This is a genomic window from Burkholderia sp. MSMB1078WGS, assembly GCF_001528895.1.
Taxonomy (GTDB): domain Bacteria; phylum Pseudomonadota; class Gammaproteobacteria; order Burkholderiales; family Burkholderiaceae; genus Burkholderia.
The window spans coordinates 36,841-61,418 of the sequence record NZ_LPDI01000003.1 but is presented as its reverse complement, the minus strand read 5'-3'; the positions used below and the strand labels follow the sequence as shown (position 1 = coordinate 61,418).

Genomic DNA, 24,578 nt, shown 5'->3' with positions numbered 1-24,578 from the left:
CCGCGCGTTATCGAGAGAGACCACCATGACCGCCAGCCTGCCCGCATCGTCCGTCGCGCAACTGCCGCACGAACGCATCTACGTCACGCAACCGCACCTGCCGCCGCTCGCGGAATTCCTGCCGTATCTCGAGAAGATCTGGGAAAGCCGCACGCTGACGAATGGCGGCCCGTTCCACCAGCAGTTCGAGCGCGCGCTGTGCGACTATCTCGGCGTGCCGTACCTGTCGCTGTTCGCGAACGGCACCCTCGCGCTCGTCACCGCGCTGCAGGCGCTGCGCATTACCGGCGAGGTGATCACGACGCCGTACTCGTTCGTCGCGACCGCCCATTCGCTGCTGTGGAACGGCATCAAACCGGTATTCGTCGACGTCGCGCCCGGCACGCTCAATCTCGACCCCGCGCGCATCGAGGCGGCGATCACGCCGCAAACCACCGCGATCATGCCCGTGCATTGCTACGGCAACCCGTGCGATGTCGACGCGATCCAGAAGATCGCCGACAACTACAACCTGCGCGTGATCTACGACGCGGCGCACGCGTTCGGCGTGCAGAACGCCGACGGCAGCGTGCTCGCGCACGGCGACCTGTCGGTGCTGAGCTTTCACGCGACGAAGGTGTTCAACACGTTCGAAGGCGGCGCGATCATCTGCCCCGACGCGAAGACCAAGCAGCGGATCGACCACCTGAAGAACTTCGGTTTCGTCGACGAGGTCACCGTCGTCGCACCTGGCATCAACGGCAAGATGAGCGAAATCAACGCCGCGTTCGGGATGCTGCAGTTGCAGCATATCGACGGCGCACTCGCACGCCGCCGCGAGATCGATGCGTTGTACCGCACGCTGCTGGCCGACGTGCGCGGCATCCGCTGCGTGCCGCGCGGCGGCCAGACCGTCGCGAACCACGCGTATTTCGCGATCCTCGTCGACGAAGACTATCCGCTCGACCGCGATGCGCTGTACCAGAAGCTGCGCGACTACGACGTGTACGCGCGCCGCTACTTCCATCCGCTGATTTCGGAATTTCCGATGTACCGCGGGCTGCCGTCCGCCAGCCGCGACAACCTGCCAGTCGCAACGGAGGCCGCGCGCAAGGTGTTGTGCCTGCCGATCTACCCGGCGCTCAGCGACGACATGGTCCGCCGCATCGTCGAGCTGATCGCCTTCTGACCCGCCGCATCTACAGGTAACGCTCGTCGGCCGCGCGCGCGCGGATCCGGCGCGCCGGGTTGCCGTACGCCACCGTGTACGGCTCGACGTCGTGCAGGACGACCGCGCCCGCGCCGACGACGCTGTGCTCGCCGACCGCAATCCGGTGCCGCAGCATCGCGCCGAGGCCGATCGCCGAGCCGCGGCCGATCCGGCAGTTGCCGCCCGTGACGACGCCCGGTGCGAGGCTCGAGAAATCCGCCATCACGCCGTCGTGGTCGAGCGACGCGTTCGTGTTGACGATGCAGCCTTCGCCGATCGAACAGCCCGGGTTGATCACCGCGCCGGCCATCACGACCGTGCCCGCGCCGATCGTCGACGCCTTGCCGACGCACGCGGCCGGATGCACCGCCGACACGCGCGGCAGGCCCGGCACGAGCGCCGCGAGCCCGGCCGTCACGGCCTCGCGTGCATGATTGTCGCCAATGGCGACCAGCAGCCCGACGATCCCGTGTCGGTCGACCAGTTGCGGCAAATCGCGCTCGACGCCCAGCACCGCGTAGCCGAGCGTCTGCTCGCCGGGCGTCCGGAACGAATCGACCAGCCCGGCGATCCGGTACCGGCCGGCCTGTTCGACGATGTCGATCACGACCTTGGCGTGACCGGAGGAGCCGACGATGATGATGTTTTCCACGAGGGCCTCGATTGATCTGATAAGCAGCGGCAGCACGGTCGCGTTTCGCGCAGTATGCCGTGTCGTCGCGCCCGTGCCGCGCGTGCCGTCACGTCAGACGCTACGCGCCGTTTCGTCCGCCGTCACGCGTGCGACTGCAAAATGCGCAGCAAACGCCCCCCTCAGCCGCTCGGCCAGCCGAATCCAGCTTTCTTCGCGCCCGCGCCGGAACAGCCGCACCGTGCCCGGATACCACGGCGAATCCTCACGGTCGTGCATCCACCGCCAGTCCACGTCCTGATTCGGCAGCAGCACCCAGCAACGCTTGCCGAGCGATGCGGCCAGATGCGCGGTCGACGTGTCGACGCACACCACGAGATCGAGTTGCGCGACGATCGCGGCCGTATCGGCGAAATCGTCGATCTCCGAGCCCAGGTGCAGCAACGGCAAGCCGCCCGGCGGATGCCGCGCCTCGTCCTCGCCCTGCCCTTTCTGCAGGCTCACGAAATTCACGCCCGGCACGCTCCACAGCGGCGTCAGCAACGCCAGCGACGGCAGCGAGCGGTGCGCATCGTTGTGATGCTTCGGATTGCCTTTCCACACGAGGCCGATACGCGGGCCGGCCGGCAGCACATCGAGTCGCGCACCCCAGCGGGCGACGCGCGCCGGATCGGGGACGAACCGCACCGGCGGCGGAATCGTGTCGAGTGTCGTGCCGGCATGCATCGGCGCGCTCAACAGGCTCGTCCAGTAATCGAATTGCGCGGCCTGCGCGGTGGCCGTCTCGTGATCGAGCACCGCGTCGACGCCGTCGACCGTCTCCATCAGCCGATGCAGCGCCGGCTGGCACGCGAACACCACGCGCGCCGCCCGCCGCGCGCGAAATTCCGCGAAATAGCGGCTGAACTGCAGCATGTCGCCGAGGCCGTCCTCCTGCCAGACCAGCAACGTCTTGCCGGCCAGCGGCTCGCCTTGCCATTGCGCGCACCGCAGCACCTCGCGGGTCCGGCGATGCACGAACGTCGACTGCTCGTAGCGGGATTCGTAGCGGCGCCAGCCTTCCTCGAACCGTCCGCGGCTGAGCAGCAGCGTCGCCAGCCCGAAGCGCGCGTCGTCGTAGTCGGCGCGCAACTCGAGCGCGCGGCGGTATTCGCGCTCGGCTTCGTCGAGGCGGCCCGCATGCGCGAACGTCGTGCCGAGGTTGTAGTGCGCTTCGGCCATCTGCGGCGCGAGCGCCAGCGCGTCGGCGAACGCGATGGCCGCTTCGTCGTGGCGGCCCTGCGCACGCAGGACGCAGCCGAGATTGTTGTGCGCCTGCGGCAGGTCGGGCCGGCAGCGGATGGCGTCGCGATAGGCCGCTTCCGCTTCGGGCAGGCGGTCGAGGTTCTGCAGCGCGATGCCGAGGTTGTAATGCGCTTCCGGATGATCCGGACACAGCGCAATGGTCTGCCGGCTGGCCGCCTCCGCTTCCGGCAGCCGCTGCATGTCGACGAGAATCGCGCCGAGATTCGCGTGCGCGAGTACGTGATCGGCGCGAACGGCGATCGCGAGCCGATACGCGAGCTCCGCCTCCGCCGGCCGGGCCAGGACGCGGAGCAGGTTGCCGAGATCGGTCAGCACGTCGGGTGACTGCGGCTCGATCGACAGTGCCTGCCCGAATGCCTGTTCGGCCTCGTCGAGCCGGCCGAGCGCTTCGAGCACCTTGCCGAGCCGGTGATGGTGCGACGCGCGTAGCGGCGTGACGGACGCCAATTGCCGGCGGCCGACCGCCTCCGCCTCGAGCAGCCGCCCCTGCGACACAAGTAGCGCGCCAAGGCCTTCGTACGGCGGATCGAACACCGGCATGGCATCGATCGCGCGCCGCCACCACGCCTCAGCGTCGGCCAACCGGTTCAGGCCCAGCGCGCACACGGCCGCGACGTGCAGCGCCGCAATGGCCGGCGCGGGCGCATCGAGCAGCGGCGCGACGCGCGACAGCGCATCGGCGAACCGTCCGTTCTGGCACAAGGTCGCGGCGTGTTGAACGCACGCGGATTCGTCGGAAGCAAGCGTCGTCATGAAAGGCTGGGCAAAGCGGCGGACATTCATCGCGTCCGGCCGTCGAGGCGGCGGCCCGGCACGCGCGACGCGCGTCCCGACCGGAAACCGTTTCGGCACGGAAAGCGTCGATCGACAGGTTACCGAAGCGCGCATGCATGCGATGCGGTGATGTGAGCCCATTCCGCGCGGCTGTTCGGGCGATGGACCGGCCGCCCGGCGCGTGCCCGGCCTCCGATGCGTCGTCTCGCCGTACCGAAGTTGTATGTCCCGCTCGGCGAATCAGGGAAGCACATCGATTCAGACATCGCGTCTCTCGTACAAAAGGGACTGAGGCCCAAGATCCAGCGCGCCCCGGACATTGTCCGCGTAATCGGAAACGAAAGTGTGCACCCCGTTAACTTGACGTTCGGGACGACGATGATCACGGATCCGCGTGAAGTCGACGCGCTCTATGAACGACTGCCGGAGATCAAACGAGAGGCTATCGAACGACGAGACACGGCAAAACCCGCAAAGTGACCAGCCGGAAAACCAGCATTGGGTTGTGGCGCGAGCAACGCTATCGAGACTGCATAACCAAGGCGCATAAAAGTACGTCAAGGAATCGGCCCGCCATTCTCCGCGCAGCCCGCGCCAGACGGCCCCCGAGCGCCGGGCGCATGAGTGCATAAAAATCGCTCGTTTTTGCGGGCAGACGAGGCGGGTCACAATTGCGCATATGGGTTCCGCGCCGACGTCGCCAAGGGCTCGGCTGCGTCCCGCAGGCCACATGCATAGTCCACATCTCGGCGTCTGCACCTCGTCGCAACAAGCCAAGCCTCGATTCAAAAACCCCCGGCCACAGGGGGACCGTGACCGGGGCAAGGAACCGTCCGTACTCAGGCACGAGGAGGACGTATGAAGAGTCTAGGAGGCCAATTTTCTTTCCCAAATAATGGAAAACTAGCATTTAAAACGCCCATTATTCGTCGACAGGAAGCAGTGGCAAGCCTGTGGCGTGACGATTCAAACGCGGGGAACTGCAACATGCCGGTCCAGAACGACATCGCCGCCTCAAGCGGCCGAGTCTGCATAAACAGTGTCGCCCAACGCGGCACGCCGCTACAGGTGTTGAAGGAACTGGGCGGCTGGGAAACGCTGGAAATGGTGCAGCGGTACGCGCACCTGTCAGCCGATCACTTGGCGCATTGGGTCAGGCCGCTGACGGCCGAGCCGGCGCCGATGCTAGCTGCAATTTAGCTGCAATGAGTCTGTCCGACGAAGGGAAGAAACCGCTGAAAGCCTGACTAGGCTTGGCGCGCCCGGCTGGGATCGAACCAGCAACCCCTGCCTTCGGAGGGCAGTACTCTATCCATTGAGCTACGGGCGCGTGAGACAGTGAAGCGACCCCATATACAGGCCGCCCACGATTGGCAAGACGGCAAGGATACCCGGTTTCCCATGACGCGTCCACCTCGCCCGCCGAATCGCCGTCGGGCGAGCCTGCGTGCGGGTAAACACGCGCCATCGCATCGCTCGCCGTGATGTAAACGTTCCGTCTATAATCGTCCGTGCTTCATTGGACTGCCATTTTGCCGTTGCACCGCGCTCACAATTCCTATTCACGGAGACGAGGCAAGCATGAGCGAAGCACCCCACGAATCTCCCGTCAAAACCCCTGGGCAGCTGATTGCCGTCATCATCGCGTCGTTCGCGATTCCGATCGTCCTGATCGTCCTGTTCGCCAATTACGCGAACCATGCGTTCCGTTCCGGCGCCGGCACGGACGCGCTGTCCGACGAGCAGGTCGCCGCACGTATCGCCCCGATCGCGAAGGTCGACGTGAAGGACGCCAACGCGCCCCGCACGTACAAGACGGGCGAGGAAGTCTACAAGGCCGTCTGCGTAACCTGCCACGGCACCGGCGCCGCCGGCGCGCCGAAGTTCGGCAACAAGGACGACTGGGCGCCGCGCATCTCGCAAGGCTTCGACACGCTGCTGAAGACGGCCCTCGCGGGCAAGGGCGCGATGCCGGCGCGCGGCGGCACGAGCCCCGACGACGTCAGCGACTATGAAATCGCGCGCGCGATCGTCTACATGGCGAACAACGACGGCGCGAACTTCCCCGAACCGGCCGCACCGGCCGCCAATGCGGCGCAGCCCGCCAGCGGCGCACCCGCGTCGGGCGCCGACGCGTCGAACGCGCAGGCCGCCGCCATGGCGGCGATCGCCGCGATCCCGAAGGCCGGCGAAAAGCCCGCGGCCGCCCCGGCCGGCGCCGATGCGGCAACGGCCGGCAAGGCGCTGTACGCGTCGACCTGCCAGGCCTGCCACGCGGCCGGCGTGCTCGGCGCACCGAAGTTCGGCAGCAAGGAAGACTGGGCGCCGCGCCTGAAGGATTCGATGGATACGGTCTACAACTACGCGCTGCACGGCAAGGGTGCGATGCCGCCGAAGGGCGGATCGAACGCGTCGGATGCCGACGTGAAGGCGGCCGTCGATTACATGGTCAACGCGGTGAAGTAACGCTCCCGCTCGGCCATCCGTAAAAAACCCCCGCGACGCACGCGCTTCGCGGGGGTTTCGTTTTCGTGCGGCCGGTTCGTCGCGCCGTCGGGCGCACAGCGGCGCCGCGTCACTTCTGCAGCAACGCTTTCAGGCTCGCGAGCCGGTCCTTCGGCGACATCGGCGCCTCTTCCGGCGTCGGCGGCGGCGCTTCGTCGAGCCCCATCTCGGGAATGAACCGCGACGGTTCGCACACGACCGTCTCGCGCGCCCGCTTGCGCTTCTTGCACCAGTTCAGGTGCAGGCTGCGCTGCGCGCGGGTGATCGCGACGTACATCAGCCGGCGCTCCTCCTCGATCCGTTCGTTGTCGATCGGGCCGTCGTCCTCGCTCCCGCCGCGGTGCGGCATGATGCCTTCCTCGACGCCGACCAGGAACACGTGCGGATACTCGAGCCCCTTCGACGCGTGGACGGTCGACAGCCGCACGGCGTCCGGATCCTCGTCCTTGCCTTCGAGCATCGACATCAGCGCGACGGTCTGGATCAGGCCGAGCAGGTTCTTGCCGGTATCGGCGAGCCCGTCCGCGTTGTGGAAGCCGTCGGCCTCGCCGTCGACGGCTTCCGTCTCGGGCTTCGTGCCCTTGCGCTTCAGCCATTCGAGGAATTCGAGCACGTTCTGCCACTTCGACTGCGCCTGCCGCTCGTCGAACGCGTCGTACAGGTACGCCTCGTAGTGGATCGCCTCCATCATGTCGTCGAGCACGACGGTCGCGGGCTCCTTGTCCGCGCGCTCGGTCAGGCGCTGGATGAAGTCGCAGAACATGCGCAGCGGCTCGATCTGGCGCGCCGACAGCCGCGCCTCGATCCCGCCCATGTACACGGCCTCGAACAGCGACACCTTCGCCTGCCCCGCGAACGACCCGAGCGCCTCGAGCGTCGTGTTGCCGATGCCGCGGCGCGGCGTCGTGACCGCGCGGATGAACGCGGGATCGTCGTCGGCGTTCGCGATCAGCCGCAGGTACGCGCACAGATCCTTGATCTCGGCTTTGTCGAAGAACGACTGGCCGCCCGACAGCACGTACGGGATCCGCTCGCGCCGCAGCACCTGCTCGAAAATCCGCGCCTGGAAGTTGCCGCGGTAGAGGATCGCGTAGTCGCGGAACTGCGCGCGCCGCTCGAACTTGTGCGCGGACAGCCGGAACACGACCGATTCGGCCTCGTGTTCCTCGTCATTGCACGCCGTGACGGTGATCGAATCGCCCATCCCGTGCTCGGACCACAGCTTCTTCTCGAACAGCTTCGGGTTGTTCGCGATCACGTTGTTCGCGGCGGTCAGGATCCGCACCGTCGACCGGTAGTTCTGCTCCAGCTTGATCACGTGCAGCTTCGGGAAATCCTTGCCGAGCTGCGCGAGGTTCTCCAGCGTCGCGCCGCGCCAGCCGTAGATCGCCTGGTCGTCGTCGCCGACCGCCGTGAACGCGGCTCGCGGGCCCGCGAGCTGCTTCAGCAGCTCGTACTGGCATGCATTGGTGTCCTGGTACTCGTCGATCAGCAGGTAGCGCAGCTTGTTCTGCCAGCGGTCGCGCACCTGCTCGTTCTTCGCGAACAGCTCGGCCGGCAGGCGGATCAGGTCGTCGAAATCGACCGCCTGGTACGCATGCAGCGTCGCCACGTAGTTGCGGTAGACCAGCGCGGCCTGGTGCTCGTCCTCGTTGGCCGCAATCGCCATCGCCTCGTCGGGCATGATCAGGCCGTTCTTCCACAGCGAGATGATGCTCTGGATCTTGCGGATCAGCCCCTTGTCGGTCGTGCCGAGCTGCTCCTGGATCATCCCGAAGCAGTCGTCCGAATCCATGATCGAGAATTGCGGCTTCAGGCCGACGTGCTCGGCCTCCTGGCGCAGGATCTGCACGCCGAGCGAGTGGAACGTGCAGACGGTGAGCTGGTTGACGGGCACCTTGCGGCCTTCCTTGCCGGGCGTGGTGAGCGTCTTGCCTTCCAGCAGCTTGGACACGCGCTCGCGCATTTCGGCGGCGGCCTTGTTCGTGAACGTGACGGCGGCGATATGGCGCGGCTCGAAGCCTTTCGCTTCGATCAGGTGCGCGATCTTCTGCGTGATCACGCGGGTCTTGCCGCTGCCCGCGCCGGCGAGCACGAGGCAGGGACCGTCGAGGTAGCGCACCGCTTCATTCTGAGCGGGATTGAGGCCTGCGGACATGATGGCGGATGGTGTTGCTGGTTGACGGCGGAACGCCGGGGAGGATGCCGTGCGCGGCAGGCTGGCGAAGCTAGCGGACACGCGGGCAGGACGCGCATGTTAACACGTCGGCGGCGTGTATTCGGGTGCGCCGCAGGGCAGGGGCCGGCAGGCTTGCCGGGCGGGCACCCACTGTCCGTTCGCCGTGGTCGCGCCTGTCCGTTCGGCCAATCCGGCCCCGTCCGCGCTGCGATCGGACACAATACGCACTCCCCGGCGCCACCCGCCGGCCCGCTTCAATTCACCTGAGCGTCACCGGATCGATCTCATGGAATACCTGCTCGCCGCCGCCAGCGTCGGCCCGCTGCTGTCCGTGCGAGGGCGTTACATGCGCCGGCGCCGCGTCGCGCCGCGGCAGCCCGAGGCGGCTAGCCCGCGCGACGGCGTAGCCGGCGACGGCCCACTCCGGGGCAGGCTGGCCGCCCCGGCTCGCCGCGCACCGCGCGCCGGGCGGTCACGCCGTACGGCGCCCAATCCGCGCAAAATGCCGGCACTTCTTGTGCAAACGCCGCATCGCTTCGCGCGTTTCGCCCGGCGCGTCTGTGCAAGCGGCGGCGCCATGCCAAAATAGCCGGTCGTCTTCGTGCCGTTTCGGCGCGCCATCCTTTAATTTCCTTCGCAGCCAGGAATTGCCATGTCGTCATTGCTCAGGATTGGTTTGATGGGTTTCGGTTTCGCCGGCGCGACGTTCCACGCGCCCGTGATCGCCACGAGCGGCCGCACTGAAGTCGCCGCGATCGCGACGAGTCAGTCCGATCGCGCGCACGCCGCCTACCCGGGGGCGCGCATCGTCCCCGACCTCGACACGCTGCTCGGCCTCGACGACATCGAATGCGTAGTGATCGCCACGCCGAACGACACGCACTTCACGCTCGCGCGCAAGGTGCTCGAAGCCGGCCGCCACGTGGTCGTCGACAAGCCGGTCACGCTCACCGCCGACGAGGCGCTCGCGCTCGCGCGGCTCGCGAACGCACGCAGCCGGCTGTTCGCGCCGTTCCACAACCGCCGCTGGGATGGCGATTTCCTCACCGTGCGCCGGATCGTCGATTCGGGCGAGCTCGGCCGCATCACCTGCTTCGCGTCGCACTTCGACCGCTTCCGGCCGACGCCGCGCACGCGCTGGCGCGAGGAGCCAGCCCGCGGCGGCGGCCTGCTGCTCGACCTCGGCCCACACCTGATCGATCAGGCGCTCGCGCTGTTCGGCACGCCGGACACCGTGAGCGCCACCGTCAAGACGCGCCGCGACAACGGCACGGCGCCCGATTTCGTGCACCTGCTGCTCGGCTATCCGGACAAGGACGTCGCGCTGCATGCGAGCGCGCTGTCGGCGATCGAGCCCGCGCGCTTCACGCTGCACGGCACACGCGGCAGCTACCAGAAGTTCGGGCTCGACACGCAGGAAGACCAGCTCAAGGCGGGCCTCACCGCCGACGACGTCGAATTCGGCGGCGGCAATCCGCCCGGCCTGCTGCGCGTGCTCGACGGCGACGTCGAGGTCGAACGTCCGGTGCCGACGCTCGACGGCCAGTACGCGGAGTTCTACCGCGCGCTCGCCGCATCGATTCGCGACGGCGCGCCGTTCCCCGTCACCGCGCAGGACGCGGTCGACGTGATGACGATCATCGAGCTCGCCGCGCAGAGCGAGCACGACGGCCGCCGGCTGCCGTTCGTGCGCCGTATCGTCTGATCGTTGCCGGCCGGGTCGGCGCCGCCGCGGCCAGCATCCCGCGCCACGCGCCACGCACCGTAGCGTCTGCCGCCCACGGCCCCGTCGGCTCGGTGGCTCGGTGGCTCGGTGGCTCGGTGGCTCGGTGGCTCGGTGGCTCGGTGGCATGGCGGCATGGCGTCTCAACATTCCGTTACAAATGGTGCGGGAACGAAAGTCAGCGGTCGTCCGGTCTGACGCGTTTCTCGAAAATCGATCCGACACCCATCCGTCAGGAGAATTTGATGCAACGGTTGATTCGCGCAGCGGCATGCTGCGTCCTGGTTTCCTCGCTCGCGGCCTGCATCGTGCAGCCGCAGCGGCCGGCCCGGCAGGCGCCTCCGCCCCGACCGAATCCGCAGGTCGTCGCGAACGACCGCATGCAGGAGGTCCAGGGCCGGATCGACAACCTGCACCGGCGGATCGACGCGCGCGTGAACGGCGGCTACTACCCGCCGCCGTATGGCGCGCAGTTGCACCACCGCCTCGACGTGATCCGCCAGGAAGCGAGCGACATGGCGGCCCAGCACAACGGCGGCCTGTCCGGCGACGAGCAGCGGGTGCTGAACCAGGAACTCGACACGGCCGCACGCGCGATCGGCGAGTAACACGCCGGCACCTGCCGGAGCGGATGACGCGGCGGCGCCCAAGGCCGCTTGTCGCGAAGCGACATTCTTTTGCCCAAATTGACAATGCCCACCCGCTCGCGTACAGTCGCCCGCACGCGTCGGGAGAGCGTGCGACCGGGTGTTCCGACACCGGTTGCGCCGCCGAAGGGGCACACCCGCAAACTCTCAGGCAAAAGGACCGACCGCGTCGGGGAACCGCGTCCGCGCACTGCGCGCGCAATACGTTCCCCGCACTCTGGAGAGCGGCAGTAGCCCGCAGCACATTGGCTGCGCGGGCAAGCTGCCCACCGAAGGGGCGCGCGCTCGCCGGGCTTGGCCCGCAGCGCAATCTCTCAGGTATCGAGGACAGAGGGGCATGTACCGGATTGCTCGAGGCCATCGGCCGCGGCGGTCGGCACATGGCCGTTCTGATCCGCGCGCAAGCGCCTTGCCTGAGGCCTCGATGACTGCACTGAATCACACCCCGCTCAACGCCGCGCACCGCGCGCTCAATGCCCGCATGGTCGACTTCGGCGGCTGGGACATGCCCGTCAACTACGGCTCGCAGATCGAAGAACACGCGGCCGTGCGCACCGACGCCGGCATGTTCGACGTGTCGCACATGTGCGTCGTCGATTTCACCGGCAGCCGTGTGCGCGCGTTCTTCGAGCATGCGATCGCGAACCACGTCGGCAAGCTCAAGACGCCCGGCAAGGCGCTCTACTCGTGCCTGCTCAACCCGCAGGGCGGCGTCATCGACGATCTGATCGTCTATTACTTCACCGAAGAATTCTTCCGCGTGGTCGTCAACGCCGGCACCGCCGAGAAAGACATCGCGTGGTTCAACCAGCTGAACGAGCAAGGCGGCTACGGCCTGACGATCGCGCCGCGCCGCGATTTCGCGATCGTCGCCGTCCAGGGTCCGAACGCCCGCGAGAAGGTCTGGGCGACGGTGCCGTCCGCACGCGCGGCCACCAGCGAGCTCAAGCCGTTCAACGCCGCGCAGGTCGCCGGCACGCCGTTCGGCGATCTCACCGTCGCGCGCACCGGCTACACCGGCGAAGACGGCTTCGAAGTGATCGTCCCGGCCGTGCACGTCGTAGCGCTGTGGAATGCGCTGCAGCAAAACGGCGTGCGCCCGTGCGGGCTCGGCGCGCGCGACACGCTGCGCCTCGAGGCCGGCATGAACCTGTACGGCCAGGACATGGACGACACCGTCTCCCCGCTCGACGCGGGCCTCGCCTGGACGGTCGACCTCAGCGCGCCGCGCGACTTCGTCGGCCGCGCCGCACTGGAAGCCAACGGCACGCGCGCCGCGTTCGTCGGCCTGATCCTGCAGAAGGAAAACGGCAAGGCGGGCGGCGTGCTGCGCGCGCACCAGAAGGTCGTCACGCCGCACGGCGAAGGCGAGATCACGAGCGGCACGTTCTCGCCGTCGATGCAGGAATCGATCGCGTTCGCGCGCGTGCCGGCGGCCGTGCAGATCGGCGACACCGTCCAGGTGCAAATTCGAGACAAGAATCTTCCCGCGCGCGTGGTAAAACTGCCGTTCGTGCGCAACGGCAAGGTCCTCGCTGCGTAACGACCGAGAAGCGGCCGGGGCCGCCTCCCGGCAAGCCGGGAGATGGCGCCCGGCGCAACCCCATCCGGCGCACCATGGCGGCGCGCCAGCAGAACGAACACACCTTTTTATCCAGGAGCATCCGATGAGCAACGTCCCGGCCGATCTGAAGTACACCGACGAACACGAGTGGATCCGCACCGAAGCCGACGGCACGCTGACGGTCGGCATCACCGATCACGCGCAGAGCACGCTCGGCGACATCGTCTTCCTCGAGCTGCCCGAAGTCGGCAAGTCGGTGACGGCGGGCGACGCCGTCGGCGTCGTCGAATCGGTGAAGGCGGCATCCGACATCTACTCGCCGGTGTCCGGCGAAATCGTCGAAGTCAATGGCGCGATCGTCGACGCGCCGGATCAGGTCAACAGCGACGCGTACGCAAGCTGGCTCTTCAAGATCAAGCTCGCGGACGGCGCATCGACCGACAAGCTGATCGATGCCGAAGCGTACGGCAAGCTGATCGACTAATTTCCCTTACCCGAACCGCGCGCGGCCGGTCGGCCCGCGCGGGACCAGAGTCACGCCATGAAGCTCGAACACCCGGACCGCCTGATGAACCGCACGCCCCTCTCGCTCGCCGCGCTCGAAACGCACGACGCGTTCGCCGAACGCCACATCGGCCCCGACGCCGCCAGCCAGCAGGCCATGCTCGACACGCTCGGCTTCGCGTCGCGCGCCGCCCTGATCGATGCCGTGATCCCGGCGTCGATCCGCCGCGCCGAAACGCTGCCGCTCGGGCCTTTCGCGCAGCCGAAGAGCGAGGCCGAAGCCCTCGCCGCGCTGCGTGCGCTCGCGGACAAGAACCAGGTGTTCCGCTCGTATATCGGCCAGGGCTATCACGACACGCACACGCCGGCCGTGATCCTGCGCAACGTGCTCGAAAACCCGGCGTGGTACACGGCCTACACGCCGTACCAGCCCGAAATTTCCCAGGGCCGCCTCGAAGCGCTCCTGAACTTCCAGCAGATGGTGGCCGACCTCACGGGTCTCGCGATCTCGAATGCATCGCTGCTGGATGAAGCCACCGCCGCGGCCGAAGCGATGACGCTGCTGCAGCGCACCGGCAAGCCGACGTCGAACGTGTTCTACGTGGCCGACGACGTGCTGCCGCAGACGCTCGAAGTGATCCGCACGCGCGCGCTGCCGGTCGGCATCGAGGTCAAGACGGGCCCGGCCGCCGACGCGGCGCAGGCAAACGCGTTCGGCGTGCTGCTGCAGTACCCGGGCGTGAACGGCGACGTGCGCGACTACCGCGCGCTCACCGAAGCGATCCACGCGGCCGGCGGCCACGTGGTCGTCGCGGCCGACCTGCTCGCGCTCACCGTGCTGACGCCGCCCGGCGAATGGGGCGCGGACGTCGCGATCGGCAACACGCAGCGCTTCGGCGTGCCGATGGGCTTCGGCGGCCCGCACGCCGCGTATCTCGCGGTGCGCGACGAATTCAAGCGTCAGATGCCGGGCCGCCTCGTCGGCGTGACCGTCGACGCACAGGGCAAGCCCGCGCTGCGCCTCGCGCTGCAGACGCGCGAACAGCACATCCGCCGCGAGAAGGCCACGTCGAATGTGTGTACCGCGCAAGCGCTGCTCGCGGTCATGGCGAGCATGTACGCGGTCTACCACGGCCCGCACGGCCTGAAGACGATCGCACTGCGCGTGAACCGCATCGCGGCGCTGTTGGCCGCCGGCGTGAAGCAGCTCGGCTTCGCGACCGTCAACGATACGTTCTTCGACACGCTGACGATCGACACCGGCGCACGCACCGCGCAGGTCCACGAATTCGCGAAGGGCAAGCGCATCAACCTGCGCCGCGTGAGCGACACGCAAGTCGGCGTGTCGGTCGACGAAACGACGACGCGCGACGACCTCGCCGATCTGCTCGACGTATTCGCGCAGGCTGCGGGCGGCACCGCACCGGCCGTCGATGCGCTGGATGCAGGTCTCGCCGGCGTCGCCGCATTGCCGGCCGGCCTCGAGCGCACGAGCGCGTACCTGACGCACCACGTGTTCAACCGCCACCATTCCGAAACCGAAATGCTGCGCTACCTGCGCAGCCTGTCGGACAAGGATCTCGCGCTCGACCGCTCGATGATCCCGCTCGGCTCGTGCACGATGAAGCTGAACGCGACGTCGGAAATGCTGCCCGTCACGTGGCCCGAGTTCGGCCGGATCCATCCGTTCGCGCCGGCCGAGCAGACCGTCGGCTACCGCGAGATGATCGACCAGCTCGAACAGATGCTCGTCGCGGCCACCGGCTACGCGGCCGTGTCGCTGCAACCGAACGCGGGCTCGCAGGGCGAGTACGCGGGCCTGCTGATCATCCACGCGTACCACGCATCGCGCGGCGAAGGCCATCGCGACGTGTGCCTGATCCCGGCATCCGCGCACGGCACGAACCCGGCGTCCGCGCACATGGCCGGCATGAAGGTCGTGGTCGTCGCGTGCGACGCGCAGGGCAACGTCGACATCGCCGACCTGAAGGCGAAGGCCGAGCAGCACTCGAAGAATCTGGCGGCGATCATGATCACGTATCCGTCGACGCACGGCGTGTTCGAGCAGAACGTCCGCGAGATCTGCGAGATCGTGCACGCGCACGGCGGCCAGGTGTACGTCGACGGCGCGAACATGAACGCGATGGTCGGCCTGACCGCGCCGGGCCAGTTCGGCGGCGACGTGTCGCACCTGAACCTGCACAAGACCTTCTGCATCCCGCACGGCGGCGGCGGCCCGGGCGTCGGCCCGGTCGCGGTCGGCGCGCACCTCGCGAAGTTCCTGCCGAACCAGCGCTCGACCGGCTACGCACGCAGCGAAGACGGCATCGGCGCGGTGTCGGCCGCGCCGTACGGCTCGGCGTCGATCCTGCCGATCTCGTGGATGTACATCGCGATGATGGGCGCGAAGAACCTGACCGCCGCGACCGAAACCGCGATCCTCAACGCGAACTACATCGCGAAGCGCCTCGCGCCGCACTACCCGGTGCTGTATTCGGGCCCGGGCGGGCTGGTCGCGCACGAGTGCATTCTCGACCTGCGGCCGATCAAGGAATCGAGCGGCATCAGCGTCGACGACGTCGCGAAGCGCCTGATGGACTACGGCTTCCACGCGCCGACGATGAGCTTCCCGGTGCCGGGCACGCTGATGGTCGAGCCGACCGAATCGGAATCGCAGGAAGAGCTCGACCGCTTCATCGCCGCGATGATCGCGATCCGCGAGGAAATCCGCGCGGTCGAGGAAGGCCGCGCCGATCGCGAGGACAACCCGCTGCGTCACGCGCCGCACACGGCCGCCGTCGTCACCGCGAACGAATGGCCGCACGCGTACTCGCGCGAGCAGGCTGCGTACCCGGTCGCATCGCTCGGCACGAACAAGTACTGGCCGCCGGTCGGCCGCGCGGACAACGCGTACGGCGACCGCAACCTGTTCTGCTCGTGCGTGCCGGTGTCGGACTACGCATAACGCGCGTCACGCCCGGAGCCAGCCGACGGTGACCGCACCGCACGCAACCCCGGTTGCGTGCGGTTTTTGCGTTCGTCGGGCCGACCGGTTCACGTTCATCCGCCAATCCGGCTAACATCACACGCGATCCAGCCAATGAAGGAGTTCCGCATGGTGCGTCCGATGTTTCCGGGCCATGGTGCAACAGAGCGGCGGCCGCGAACGCGCGCAGGCCGTTCCGTGCCGATGCTCGTCGCGTCGCTGTCGCTGTCGCTGGCCGCCGCCGGCCTCGGCATGTCCGGCCGTGCGCACGCGGCGATGAATTTCTGCGCGGCGCCGGCGCTGCAGGCGAGCGAGACGACGCAGGCCGAGCCCGGCGTGCAGGCGCTGATCCGCAGCGTCGATGCGCGCATCGGCGAGCAGCCGAAGGCGATGGCGCGTGTGCACACCGAAGGCACGCTGCCGCACGAAGGCATCTACGACCAGAGTGCCGCCGCGCTCAAGGACATGGACATGATGCGCGATGCGGCGCTCGCGTGGCGCGTGACGAACGCGCCGCGCTACCTGCAACTCGTCGACCGCTTCCTGTCCGCATGGGTCTCGACCTATCAGCCGAGCTTCAACCCGATCGACGAGACGCGCTTCGACAGCCTGATCGTCGCGTACGACATGACCGCGAGCGCGCTGCCGGTGAAGACGCGCAACGCGGCGGCCACCTTCATCGCGAAGCTCGGCGCCGGCTATGTTGCGCAGGTCGACGCGCAGAAGCGCCCGCTCACCGGCACCTGGCGCAACAACTGGCAGAGCCACCGGATCAAGCTGATCGCGCTGTCCGCGTTCACGCTCGGCGACCGCAAGATGATGAACGCCGCGCAGCGGCTGTTCGTCGAGCATCTCGCCGACAACATCGGCCCGGACGGCAAGACCTGGGATTTCGAGGAACGCGATGCGCTGCATTACGCGGTCTACGATTTGCAGCCGCTGGTGACGGCCGCGCTCGCCGCGCGCCGCTTCAACCGCAACTGGCTGCGCGAGCGCGGCGCGAACGGCGCGACGCTCGCGGCCGCGCTCGACTGGCTCGTGCCGTATGCGCTCGGCGAGAAAACGCACGAGGAATTCGTGAATTCGCCGGTGCCGTTCGACGCGAAGCGCCGCGAGGCCGGCCTGCCGGGTTACACGGGGCAGTGGGACCCGAAAAATGCCACCGAACTCTTTCATCTGGCCGCGCGGCTCGACGGGCGCTATGCCCGCGTCGCGCAGCAGCTTTCCCCAACGCCGCCCGCATGGCTCGCCGCGTGCCTGCCATTGCAGGCGCGCTAGCTTCATTCTTATCGCAAGGCAGGTATCGAAATGGCAGTCAGCGTGTTTGACCTCTTCAAGATCGGCATCGGTCCGTCCAGTTCGCACACGGTCGGACCGATGCGCGCGGCGCTGATGTTCGTCCAGGGCCTCGAGCGCGACGGGCTGCTCGACGCGACGGCCCACGTGAAGGTCGAGCTGTACGGCTCGCTCGGCGCCACCGGCAAGGGTCACGGCACCGACCGCGGCGTGATGCTCGGCCTGCTCGGCGACGCGCCCGACACGGTGGATCCCGACACGATCGACGCGCGGCTGGAAGACATCCGCAAAACGAAGCAGCTCGCGCTGCTCGGCACGCATCCGGTGCCGTTCGTGCTGAAGGAGAACATCGCGTTCTACCGCCAGGCGCTGCCCGAACATCCGAACGGGATGAAGCTGCGCGCGAGCGACGCGAACGGCGCGGTGCTGGTCGAGCGCACTTACCTGTCGGTCGGCGGCGGCTTCGTCGTGACGGCCGGCGCGCCGAACACCAAGGTACTGAGCGCGGCCGAGCAGATGACGCACCCGTTTCGCACCGGCGCGGAGCTGCTCGCGCTGACCGCATCGACCGGCAAGTCGATCGCGCAGCTGATGTGGGAAAACGAGCGCGCATGGCACACCGAGGAAGAAACGCGCGACGGGCTGCTGAAGATCTGGGCCGTGATGCAGTCGTGCGTGTCGCGCGGCTGCGGGATCGGCAATCCCGATGCCGACGGCAACCTGCCCGGCCCGTTCCAGGTCAAGCGCCGCGCGCCGCAGCTGTACCGCACGCTGACGGGCAGCCCGGAGCGCGCGCTACAGGACCCGCTGTCGATGATCGACTGGATCAACCTGTACGCGATCGCGGTCAACGAGGAAAACGCGGCCGGCGGCCGCGTCGTCACCGCGCCGACCAACGGCGCGGCCGGCATCATCCCGGCCGTGCTGCATTACTACACGCGTTTCACGCCCGGCGCGAACGAACAGGGCGTGATCGACTTCCTGCTGACGGCCGCCGCGATCGGCATCCTGTACAAGCTCAACGCGTCGATCTCGGGCGCGGAAGTCGGTTGCCAGGGCGAAGTCGGCGTCGCGTGCTCGATGGCGGCCGGCGCGCTCGCGGCCGTGCTCGGCGGCACGCCGCAGCAGGTCGAGAACGCGGCCGAGATCGGGATGGAACACAACCTGGGCCTGACCTGCGACCCGGTGGGCGGGATGGTGCAGATCCCGTGCATCGAGCGCAACGCGATGGCGTCGGTGAAGGCCGTCAACGCGGCGCGCATGGCGCTGCGCGGCGACGGCTCGCACTACGTGTCGCTCGACTCGGTGATCAAGACGATGCGCGAGACGGGCGCCGACATGAAGACGAAGTACAAGGAAACGTCGCGCGGCGGCCTGGCGGTGAATATCGTCGAATGCTGATGCCGAACCCGGCGGCGACGCGGGATGGACCGATGTCCCGCATTGCCGCCGGCATGGCGCCCGGCGCTAGTCGTTCAGCCAGTTCTCCAGCCGCAATCCCGGATAGCTGACGAAATCCCGCTCGTTGTTGGTGACGAGGACGACATCGAGCGACACCGCATGGGCGGCGATCAGTTTGTCGAGGTGATCCTTCTTCCGCTCGCGGGTGGCCTCGCGGACCGGGCCATACGCTTGCGCGGCCGCGGCGTCGAAAGGCGCGACGGGAATATCCTCGATCAATGCGGCGAGATTGCGGCGCTCCCGGGCCGGGCTCGCACATGCGCTCACGCCGTACTCGAGCTCCGCATAGGTGATCGCCGACATGACGACGTCGCCCGTGTAGCACTGCGCGAATCGTTTCGCGACCTGCTCCGGCTGATTCTTCATCAGATAGATGCACATGTTGGTGTCGAGCATGAAGCGCGGCATCACAAACCCTCGCGTTCGGCCTGCTCCTGATCGCCACGCCCTTCGGCCATGAAGTCCGGCCCGAATTTCGCGAATTTCTCCAGTACCTGCGTCAGCGGCCGCCGCATCGGCCGAATCCGGATTTCATCACCGACGCGCTCGATTTCCAGTTCGATATCGCTGCGCTCGTAGGCGAGGTCCGCCGGAATCCGCACGGCCTGCGAGTTGCCGTTCCGGAATACCCTCGTGGTATGCATGTCGATCTCCGCATGGATGTACGTTGTATGTACATTATACGATGCGGTCTTAGATGTAAATCCATGTGTGTACATAACAGGTCTTCCGTTGACTGCCGAGCCGGCCACGCGGGCGACGCGCCCCGCGCCGGCTTCGACCGGCTCCGTCAGCGTCTTTTGATCGATCGCCTGCTTTCCGCGTCGAGGCAAGCGCCTGGGTCGCCGTCCGTAGCACTTACTTTTCACCGTCGCGCAAGCGGGCACAAGCCGGCCGTTCGGCCAGCCGAAGCCGGCGCGCATTCCCCACCCTCCCAGCGTTCCGACACTTTTCAGCGGCCGGCGTACCGGCGCCCGGCCAACCGGCGTAAGCTGTACGTCCCGCTACCCAAGGGAGACGGCTGCCCATGTCGCATTCCAAGGATCTCGAGCCGCGCGCCACCACCGGTGCGCGACTGCTCGTCGATGCGTTGCTCGCCAATCACGTCGAACGCGTGTTCTGCGTGCCGGGCGAGAGCTTCCTCGCCGTGCTCGATGCGCTGGCGGACGACACCGCCCGCATCCAGACGATCGTCTGCCGCCACGAGGCGGCGGCCGCGAACATGGCCGAAGCGGTCGGCAAGCTGACCGGCCGCCCCGGCATCGCGTTCGTCACGCGCGGGCCGGGCGCGACGCATGCGTCGATCGGCGTGCACACCGCGTTCCAGGATTCGACGCCGATGATCCTGTTCGTCGGTCAGTGCGCACGCGAGCACCTCGACCGCGAAGCCTTCCAGGAAATCGACTACCGCCGGATGTTCGGCCAGATGGCGAAATGGGTCGCGCAGATCGACGACCCGCGCCGCATCCCCGAATACCTGAGCCATGCGTTTCACGTCGCGACGTCCGGCCGGCCCGGCCCGGTCGTGCTCGCGTTGCCGGAGGACGTGCTGTCCGACGCGTGCGCCCCGCAGCCCGTCGTGCCGGCCGCGAAACGCATCGCGGCGGCGCCGTCCGCCGCGCAGATCGACGAGCTGCGCGAACGGCTTGCGCGCGCGGAACGGCCGTTCGCGATCGTCGGCGGCAGCGGCTGGACGCCGGACGCCTGCGCGAACCTACGCACCTTCGTCGAACGCTGGCAATTGCCGGTCGCGTGCGCGTTCCGCTTCCAGGACACGATCGACAACGCACACCCGAACTACGCGGGCGACGTCGGGCTCGGGATCAACCCCGCGCTCGCGAAACGCATCCGCGACGCAGACCTGCTGCTCGTGATCGGGCCGCGCCTCGGCGAAGCGACGACCGGCGGCTACACGCTGCTCGACATCCCGAAGACGCGCCAGACGCTGATCCACGTGCATCAGGGCGCGGACGAACTCGGGCGCGTGTACGCCGCCGACCTGCCGATCGTGTCCGGCATGCCCGAGATCGCCGCGCCGCTGGCCGCGCTCGAACCGCCCGCGCGGCCCGCGTGGGCCGGCGCGGCCGCCGACGCGCACCGCGCGTACCGCGAATGGCATGCGCCGCTGCCGATGCCCGGCGACGTGCAACTCGGCGACGTGATGGTGCAGTTGCGCGAGCGCCTGCCGCACGACGCGATCCTGACCAACGGCGCGGGCAACTATGCGATCTGGCTGCATCGCCACTTCGCGTACCGGCACTTCCGTTCGCAGCTCGCGCCGACGAGCGGCGCGATGGGCTACGGGCTGCCGGCCGCGCTCGCCGCGAAGTCGCTGTATCCGCAGCGCGCCGTCGTCGCGCTCGCCGGCGACGGCTGCTTCATGATGGCCGGCAACGAGCTCGCGACCGCGATGCAATACGGGCTGAACATCGTGGCGATCGTCGTCAATAACGGTCATTTCGGCACGATCCGCATGCATCAGGAGCGCAACTACCCGGGGCGCGTGCACGGCACGGGACTCACGAACCCGGATTTCGCCGCGTATGCACGTGCGTTCGGCGCGCATGGCGAGACGGTCGAGCGCACCGCCGATTTCGCGCCCGCGCTCGAGCGCGCGCTGACCTGCGGGCTGCCTGCGGTGATCGAGATTCGCATCCCGCAGGACGCCAGCACGCCGGCCGCGACGCTCGAGCAGATTCGCGAGCAGGGCCGCCGCGCGCGCGGCGCATGACGATGGACATGCGCACCACGCCGCCCGTCGCCGCGCTGTCGCCCGACGACGCGCTGGCCTGCCCCGGCACGCTGCTCGCACCCGACGGCATGCTCGTCGCGCCGTACGACCTCGAGCATGGCGACGCGCGCGCCGAAGGCTACGTGCCGGCCGCGCCGGCGCTCGGCCTGCTGCACGCCGCCCACCGGCCGTTCCGCCTCGATTACGGCGAGGCACGGCACGTGCACGTGATCAACGGGATGGGCGTCACGCTCGGCGATTCGGTGATCGGGCTGACGGCCCTCGCCGCGCTGCGTGCGGCCCATGCGGACCTGCGCTTCACGCTGTACCGGCCGGCGCGCGCGCCGCGCTATGTCGAAGCGCTGTACGCGCTCGCGGCCGACGTCGTCGGGCCGTCACGCACGCTGCCGTGCGCCGCCGACGCGCTGCCCGCCGGCGCGCACTGCATCGACGTCGGCAATCACCTGTACTGGCCCGCATTCGCGCGGCTGCCCATGATCGATTTCTTCCTCGACGCGCTCGGCGTCGATCCGGCCGCCGTGCCGGCCGCCGCGAAGCGCAACCGCTGGCTCGCGCGGCTGCCGCTGCCCGCGCTGCCGGCCGCGTGGCAGCGGCCGTACGTGCTGTTCTGCCCGAATGCGAGCACCGCGGTGCGCAGCATGCCGCCCGCGCTGTGCGTCGCGTTCGTGGAACGGCTCGCGCAGCGTTACGGGCTGCCGGTGGTCGGCTTCGGCCCGCTCGCGCATCCCGCTTACGTGGACGTGAGCCGCGACGCGACCGACACCGCACGCTTCATCGCCTGGATCAAGGGCGCGAGCCTGCTGTTCGCGCCGGACACGGCGGCCGTGCATCTCGCCGACGGTTTCGACGTGCCGACGCTCGCGTGCTTCACGACGATCGGGCCGGCATGGCGCGTGCGCGACTATCCGCACTGCGTGCCGGTCACGCTCGACGTGCCGGCCGAATTGCACGGGCTGCATCGCAGCGAGCGGCCGGACGATCTGGCGGCGGTCGAAGCCGCTTACCGCGCAATCGACTGGGACGCGCTGGCGTGGCCCGCGCCGCGCGACGCGGCGACGACGGCCATCTGAGCGAAGCCGGCGCGGCGGCGAGCGGAACGACCGAATCGGCAGCACGCGCCCGGCGCCAGCCCCCGCCGCGCGCGCCGCACCGGCCGCCCGGCTCACCGGGCCGAGCATCTCACGCGCGATCGCGCAGCGTCTCCGACGGTCGCTTGCCGAACAGGCGCCTGTAATCGGTCGCGAACTGGCTGAGATGCCAGAAGCCCCATGCCTCCGCGACGTCCTGCACCGAGCCGGCCGCGCGCCCGCACAGGTCGCGCCGCGCGCCGTTCAGCCGCAGCGTGCGCAGGTAGGTCGCAGGCGCCATCCCGAGTACGTCCTGGAAGCAGTACTGCAGCGTGCGCCGGCTCACGTGCAATTGCTCGCACAACTCGGGCACGCCGACCGGGCGCGTGCGGTGCGCGAGCACGTAGTCGCGCGCCTGGTCGACGAGCCAGCGGCGCGTCGACGGCGCACTGCCGCTGCCGTCGTCGGCCGGCTGCGCGCACGCGTCGAACAGCGCGGCCAGCACTTCGGCCTGCAGGTCGTCGCGCTGCGCATCGGGCAGCGGGCCGGCCATCGCCACCGCACCGTCGAGCCGGCGGCCGAGCAGCGCGCACAGGCGCGCGAGCCGCGCGTCGCCGACCTGCATCACCCGCTGCGTGAACAGCCGCTCGTCGAGCGCGCGACGCTCGACTTCCTCCGCATAGCGGCGCAGCACGTCACCGCGCACGACGACGCCGTAGATCGAGAACTGCGCGGGCGTCACGAGTTCGAATTCGACGTTGCCGGGCCGGAACGCGAGTGCGCCGGGGCCGATGCGGCACGCATCGACGCGCGCCGAGCCGTCGCACACGAGCGGGATGCCGAACCAGTACGCGTCGCCGCGCACTTCGCACGCCTGGCGCAGCAGGTGGCTGGTCGATTCGCGAAACAGCTTCATCGTGTCGAGCGGCAGCTCGGTCAGCGTGCCGACGAAGCGGCCGGCCGCGAGCTGATCGTAGGTCTGCCGCCAGCCGATCAGGTTGCGCGCCTGCTCGTCCGCATCGTGCGCGACGCTGACGACGGCCTGCCCGGCGAACGCGTCGTCGCCCTGCGCACTGCGCCGCGTGTCTTCGGCGGTCGGTTCTTCCGTACCCGCCACGTGTTGATCCATCGTGTCCTCCCTCACCTGCGCGGAACCCTGCGTATCACGCAAGTCCCGTGCCGAACCGCACGGCCCGGCGCGCCCCCGCCATTCCACGCTGTCCGGCCGATGCGCGCCATGCGGGCGCACCCGAAGGCGGCATGTCGCGCACGCCGCCGGTGCGATCCGCGCGGCGACCGCGCATGCGCGCCGCCGCCCGCGCCCGGATGCCGACGCCGGATGCCGACGCCGGATGCCGGCTACCGGGCCGGCTTCAGCCGCACGACCCGCGTGCCGCAATTGCCGTATGCCTGTGCGATCGCCAGTTCGACGATCGCGCTGCCCGCCGCCCACGGCGCCGCGTCCGCTTCCGGCAAATCGGCGCGCAGCGTGGCGCGACCGTTGATCCGGTAGCGCAGGCCGCGCACGAAATCGACGAACAGCAACCCAACCCCGCTGCCGTCGCAGGCGGCCGCGTCGATCCAGCCGCCGCCGCCATCATGCGCGGCGGGCAACGCGAACCGCAACGTCTTCGTATCGATCACGCGCACCACCGGCAGCAGATCGCCGCTCGCGTCGCGCCGGCTCTGCACGATGTCGCAGATCATCGACGCACCCGCGCCGGACGCCGTGCCGACGAACATGAACGGTTGCGATTCGACGAACTGCCGTACGCCGATGCTCAGCCGCGTGGTCACGGCGTCGCTCATTCGCTCGGCTTCGTCGGCGACGCCGAAGCGGTGTTGCGCGTCGAGTTCGCCCGGATGGAATACCGGGTGACGCGGAAAGGATCGGGGTGGTTCTGCCATGCCGGGAGTCGTCACATGCGTCGGTGCACCGTGCCGTCGCGCATGCGCGACGGCCGGCAGCGTGGCCGGCGCCGGCCGCCGAAAACG

The 24,578-nt window shown here is 68.6% G+C and carries 19 protein-coding genes, 1 tRNA gene, 1 pseudogene and 2 riboswitches; of the genes and pseudogenes, 13 read left to right on the top strand and 8 right to left on the bottom strand.

Going from position 1 to position 24,578, the window contains the following annotated elements:
• Positions 1-25: 25 nt before the first annotated feature.
• On the top strand, positions 26-1,168 hold the full coding sequence (gene vioA, locus WT24_RS00685; RefSeq protein ID WP_060030450.1) for a dTDP-4-amino-4,6-dideoxy-D-glucose aminotransferase VioA: 1,143 nt from the start codon (positions 26-28) through the stop codon (positions 1,166-1,168).
• A 10-nt stretch (positions 1,169-1,178) separates the two neighbouring features.
• Here the strand turns inward: vioA and WT24_RS00680 are convergent, their stop codons facing one another.
• Both WT24_RS00680 and WT24_RS00675 read right to left on the bottom strand, forming a co-directional pair.
• Entirely contained in the window at positions 1,179-1,841 is a 663-nt protein-coding gene (locus WT24_RS00680) for an acetyltransferase (protein ID WP_060030447.1), read from the bottom strand.
• Between the two features lie 93 nt (positions 1,842-1,934).
• The gene (locus WT24_RS00675) at positions 1,935-3,908 is read right to left on the bottom strand and encodes a tetratricopeptide repeat protein (RefSeq protein ID WP_373557218.1); all 1,974 of its coding nucleotides are present in this window, start codon (positions 3,906-3,908) and stop codon (positions 1,935-1,937) included.
• A 186-nt stretch (positions 3,909-4,094) separates the two neighbouring features.
• On the opposite strand from WT24_RS00675, the gene WT24_RS35690 reads away from it, so the two are divergent.
• Complete coding sequence (locus tag WT24_RS35690; RefSeq protein WP_082742042.1) at positions 4,095-4,379, top strand: DUF4145 domain-containing protein; 285 nt, start codon at positions 4,095-4,097, stop codon at positions 4,377-4,379.
• A gap of 567 nt (positions 4,380-4,946) precedes the next feature.
• Positions 4,947-5,099: pseudogene (locus WT24_RS00670) on the top strand (site-specific integrase); the annotation flags it as partial.
• A gap of 54 nt (positions 5,100-5,153) precedes the next feature.
• Here the strand turns inward: WT24_RS00670 and WT24_RS00665 are convergent.
• Positions 5,154-5,229: transfer RNA gene (locus WT24_RS00665), tRNA-Arg, on the bottom strand.
• A gap of 251 nt (positions 5,230-5,480) precedes the next feature.
• On the opposite strand from WT24_RS00665, the gene WT24_RS00660 reads away from it, so the two are divergent.
• Complete coding sequence (locus WT24_RS00660; RefSeq protein WP_060030438.1) at positions 5,481-6,365, top strand: cytochrome c5 family protein; 885 nt, start codon at positions 5,481-5,483, stop codon at positions 6,363-6,365.
• Positions 6,366-6,474: 109 nt separating this feature from the next.
• Here WT24_RS00660 and WT24_RS00655 read toward each other — a convergent pair whose 3' ends face one another.
• Positions 6,475-8,562 (bottom strand): UvrD-helicase domain-containing protein, encoded by a 2,088-nt coding sequence (locus WT24_RS00655; protein WP_059503235.1) that lies wholly within the window; start codon positions 8,560-8,562, stop codon positions 6,475-6,477.
• Between the two features lie 673 nt (positions 8,563-9,235).
• On the opposite strand from WT24_RS00655, the gene WT24_RS00650 reads away from it, so the two are divergent.
• The 7 genes from WT24_RS00650 (at position 9,236) to WT24_RS00620 (ending at position 18,704) form a co-directional block, all read left to right on the top strand.
• Complete coding sequence (locus tag WT24_RS00650; protein ID WP_060030435.1) at positions 9,236-10,288, top strand: oxidoreductase; 1,053 nt, start codon at positions 9,236-9,238, stop codon at positions 10,286-10,288.
• A 263-nt stretch (positions 10,289-10,551) separates the two neighbouring features.
• Positions 10,552-10,914, top strand: a complete 363-nt coding sequence (locus tag WT24_RS00645) for a hypothetical protein (protein WP_034209609.1) — start codon at positions 10,552-10,554, stop codon at positions 10,912-10,914.
• Positions 10,915-11,024: 110 nt separating this feature from the next.
• Positions 11,025-11,127, top strand: a riboswitch (glycine riboswitch).
• Positions 11,128-11,160: 33 nt separating this feature from the next.
• Positions 11,161-11,294, top strand: a riboswitch (glycine riboswitch).
• Between the two features lie 83 nt (positions 11,295-11,377).
• Positions 11,378-12,496: a glycine cleavage system aminomethyltransferase GcvT gene (gene gcvT, locus WT24_RS00640; protein ID WP_059791251.1), complete on the top strand. Its 1,119-nt coding sequence runs from the start codon at positions 11,378-11,380 to the stop codon at positions 12,494-12,496.
• Between the two features lie 124 nt (positions 12,497-12,620).
• Positions 12,621-13,001 (top strand): glycine cleavage system protein GcvH, encoded by a 381-nt coding sequence (gcvH, locus tag WT24_RS00635; RefSeq protein ID WP_059503227.1) that lies wholly within the window; start codon positions 12,621-12,623, stop codon positions 12,999-13,001.
• A 57-nt stretch (positions 13,002-13,058) separates the two neighbouring features.
• A complete protein-coding gene (gene gcvP, locus WT24_RS00630; protein ID WP_060030432.1) occupies positions 13,059-15,986 on the top strand; it encodes an aminomethyl-transferring glycine dehydrogenase in 2,928 nt (975 codons plus the stop codon).
• A 150-nt stretch (positions 15,987-16,136) separates the two neighbouring features.
• Positions 16,137-17,285 (top strand): alginate lyase family protein, encoded by a 1,149-nt coding sequence (locus WT24_RS00625; protein ID WP_060030568.1) that lies wholly within the window; start codon positions 16,137-16,139, stop codon positions 17,283-17,285.
• A 30-nt stretch (positions 17,286-17,315) separates the two neighbouring features.
• Positions 17,316-18,704, top strand: coding sequence for an L-serine ammonia-lyase (locus WT24_RS00620; RefSeq protein WP_059503223.1), 1,389 nt, complete (start codon positions 17,316-17,318; stop codon positions 18,702-18,704).
• 66 nt (positions 18,705-18,770) lie between these two features.
• Here the strand turns inward: WT24_RS00620 and WT24_RS00615 are convergent, their stop codons facing one another.
• Positions 18,771-19,172 (bottom strand): type II toxin-antitoxin system VapC family toxin, encoded by a 402-nt coding sequence (locus WT24_RS00615; protein WP_059503220.1) that lies wholly within the window; start codon positions 19,170-19,172, stop codon positions 18,771-18,773.
• Positions 19,172-19,408, bottom strand: a complete 237-nt coding sequence (gene vapB / locus WT24_RS00610) for a type II toxin-antitoxin system VapB family antitoxin (protein WP_059503218.1) — start codon at positions 19,406-19,408, stop codon at positions 19,172-19,174. The genes WT24_RS00615 and vapB overlap by 1 nt, the downstream gene beginning before the upstream one ends.
• Positions 19,409-19,791: 383 nt before the next feature.
• Here vapB and WT24_RS00605 point away from each other — a divergent pair, with 383 nt between their 5' ends.
• Complete coding sequence (locus WT24_RS00605) at positions 19,792-21,495, top strand: thiamine pyrophosphate-binding protein (protein WP_060030429.1); 1,704 nt, start codon at positions 19,792-19,794, stop codon at positions 21,493-21,495.
• Positions 21,496-21,503: 8 nt separating this feature from the next.
• Entirely contained in the window at positions 21,504-22,586 is a 1,083-nt protein-coding gene (locus WT24_RS00600) for a glycosyltransferase family 9 protein (RefSeq protein WP_373557219.1), read from the top strand.
• 109 nt (positions 22,587-22,695) lie between these two features.
• Here the strand turns inward: WT24_RS00600 and WT24_RS00595 are convergent, their stop codons facing one another.
• Positions 22,696-23,712: a helix-turn-helix domain-containing protein gene (locus WT24_RS00595; RefSeq protein WP_059791246.1), complete on the bottom strand. Its 1,017-nt coding sequence runs from the start codon at positions 23,710-23,712 to the stop codon at positions 22,696-22,698.
• 230 nt (positions 23,713-23,942) lie between these two features.
• A complete protein-coding gene (locus WT24_RS00590) occupies positions 23,943-24,491 on the bottom strand; it encodes a hypothetical protein (protein WP_060030565.1) in 549 nt (182 codons plus the stop codon).
• Positions 24,492-24,578 lie beyond the last annotated feature (87 nt).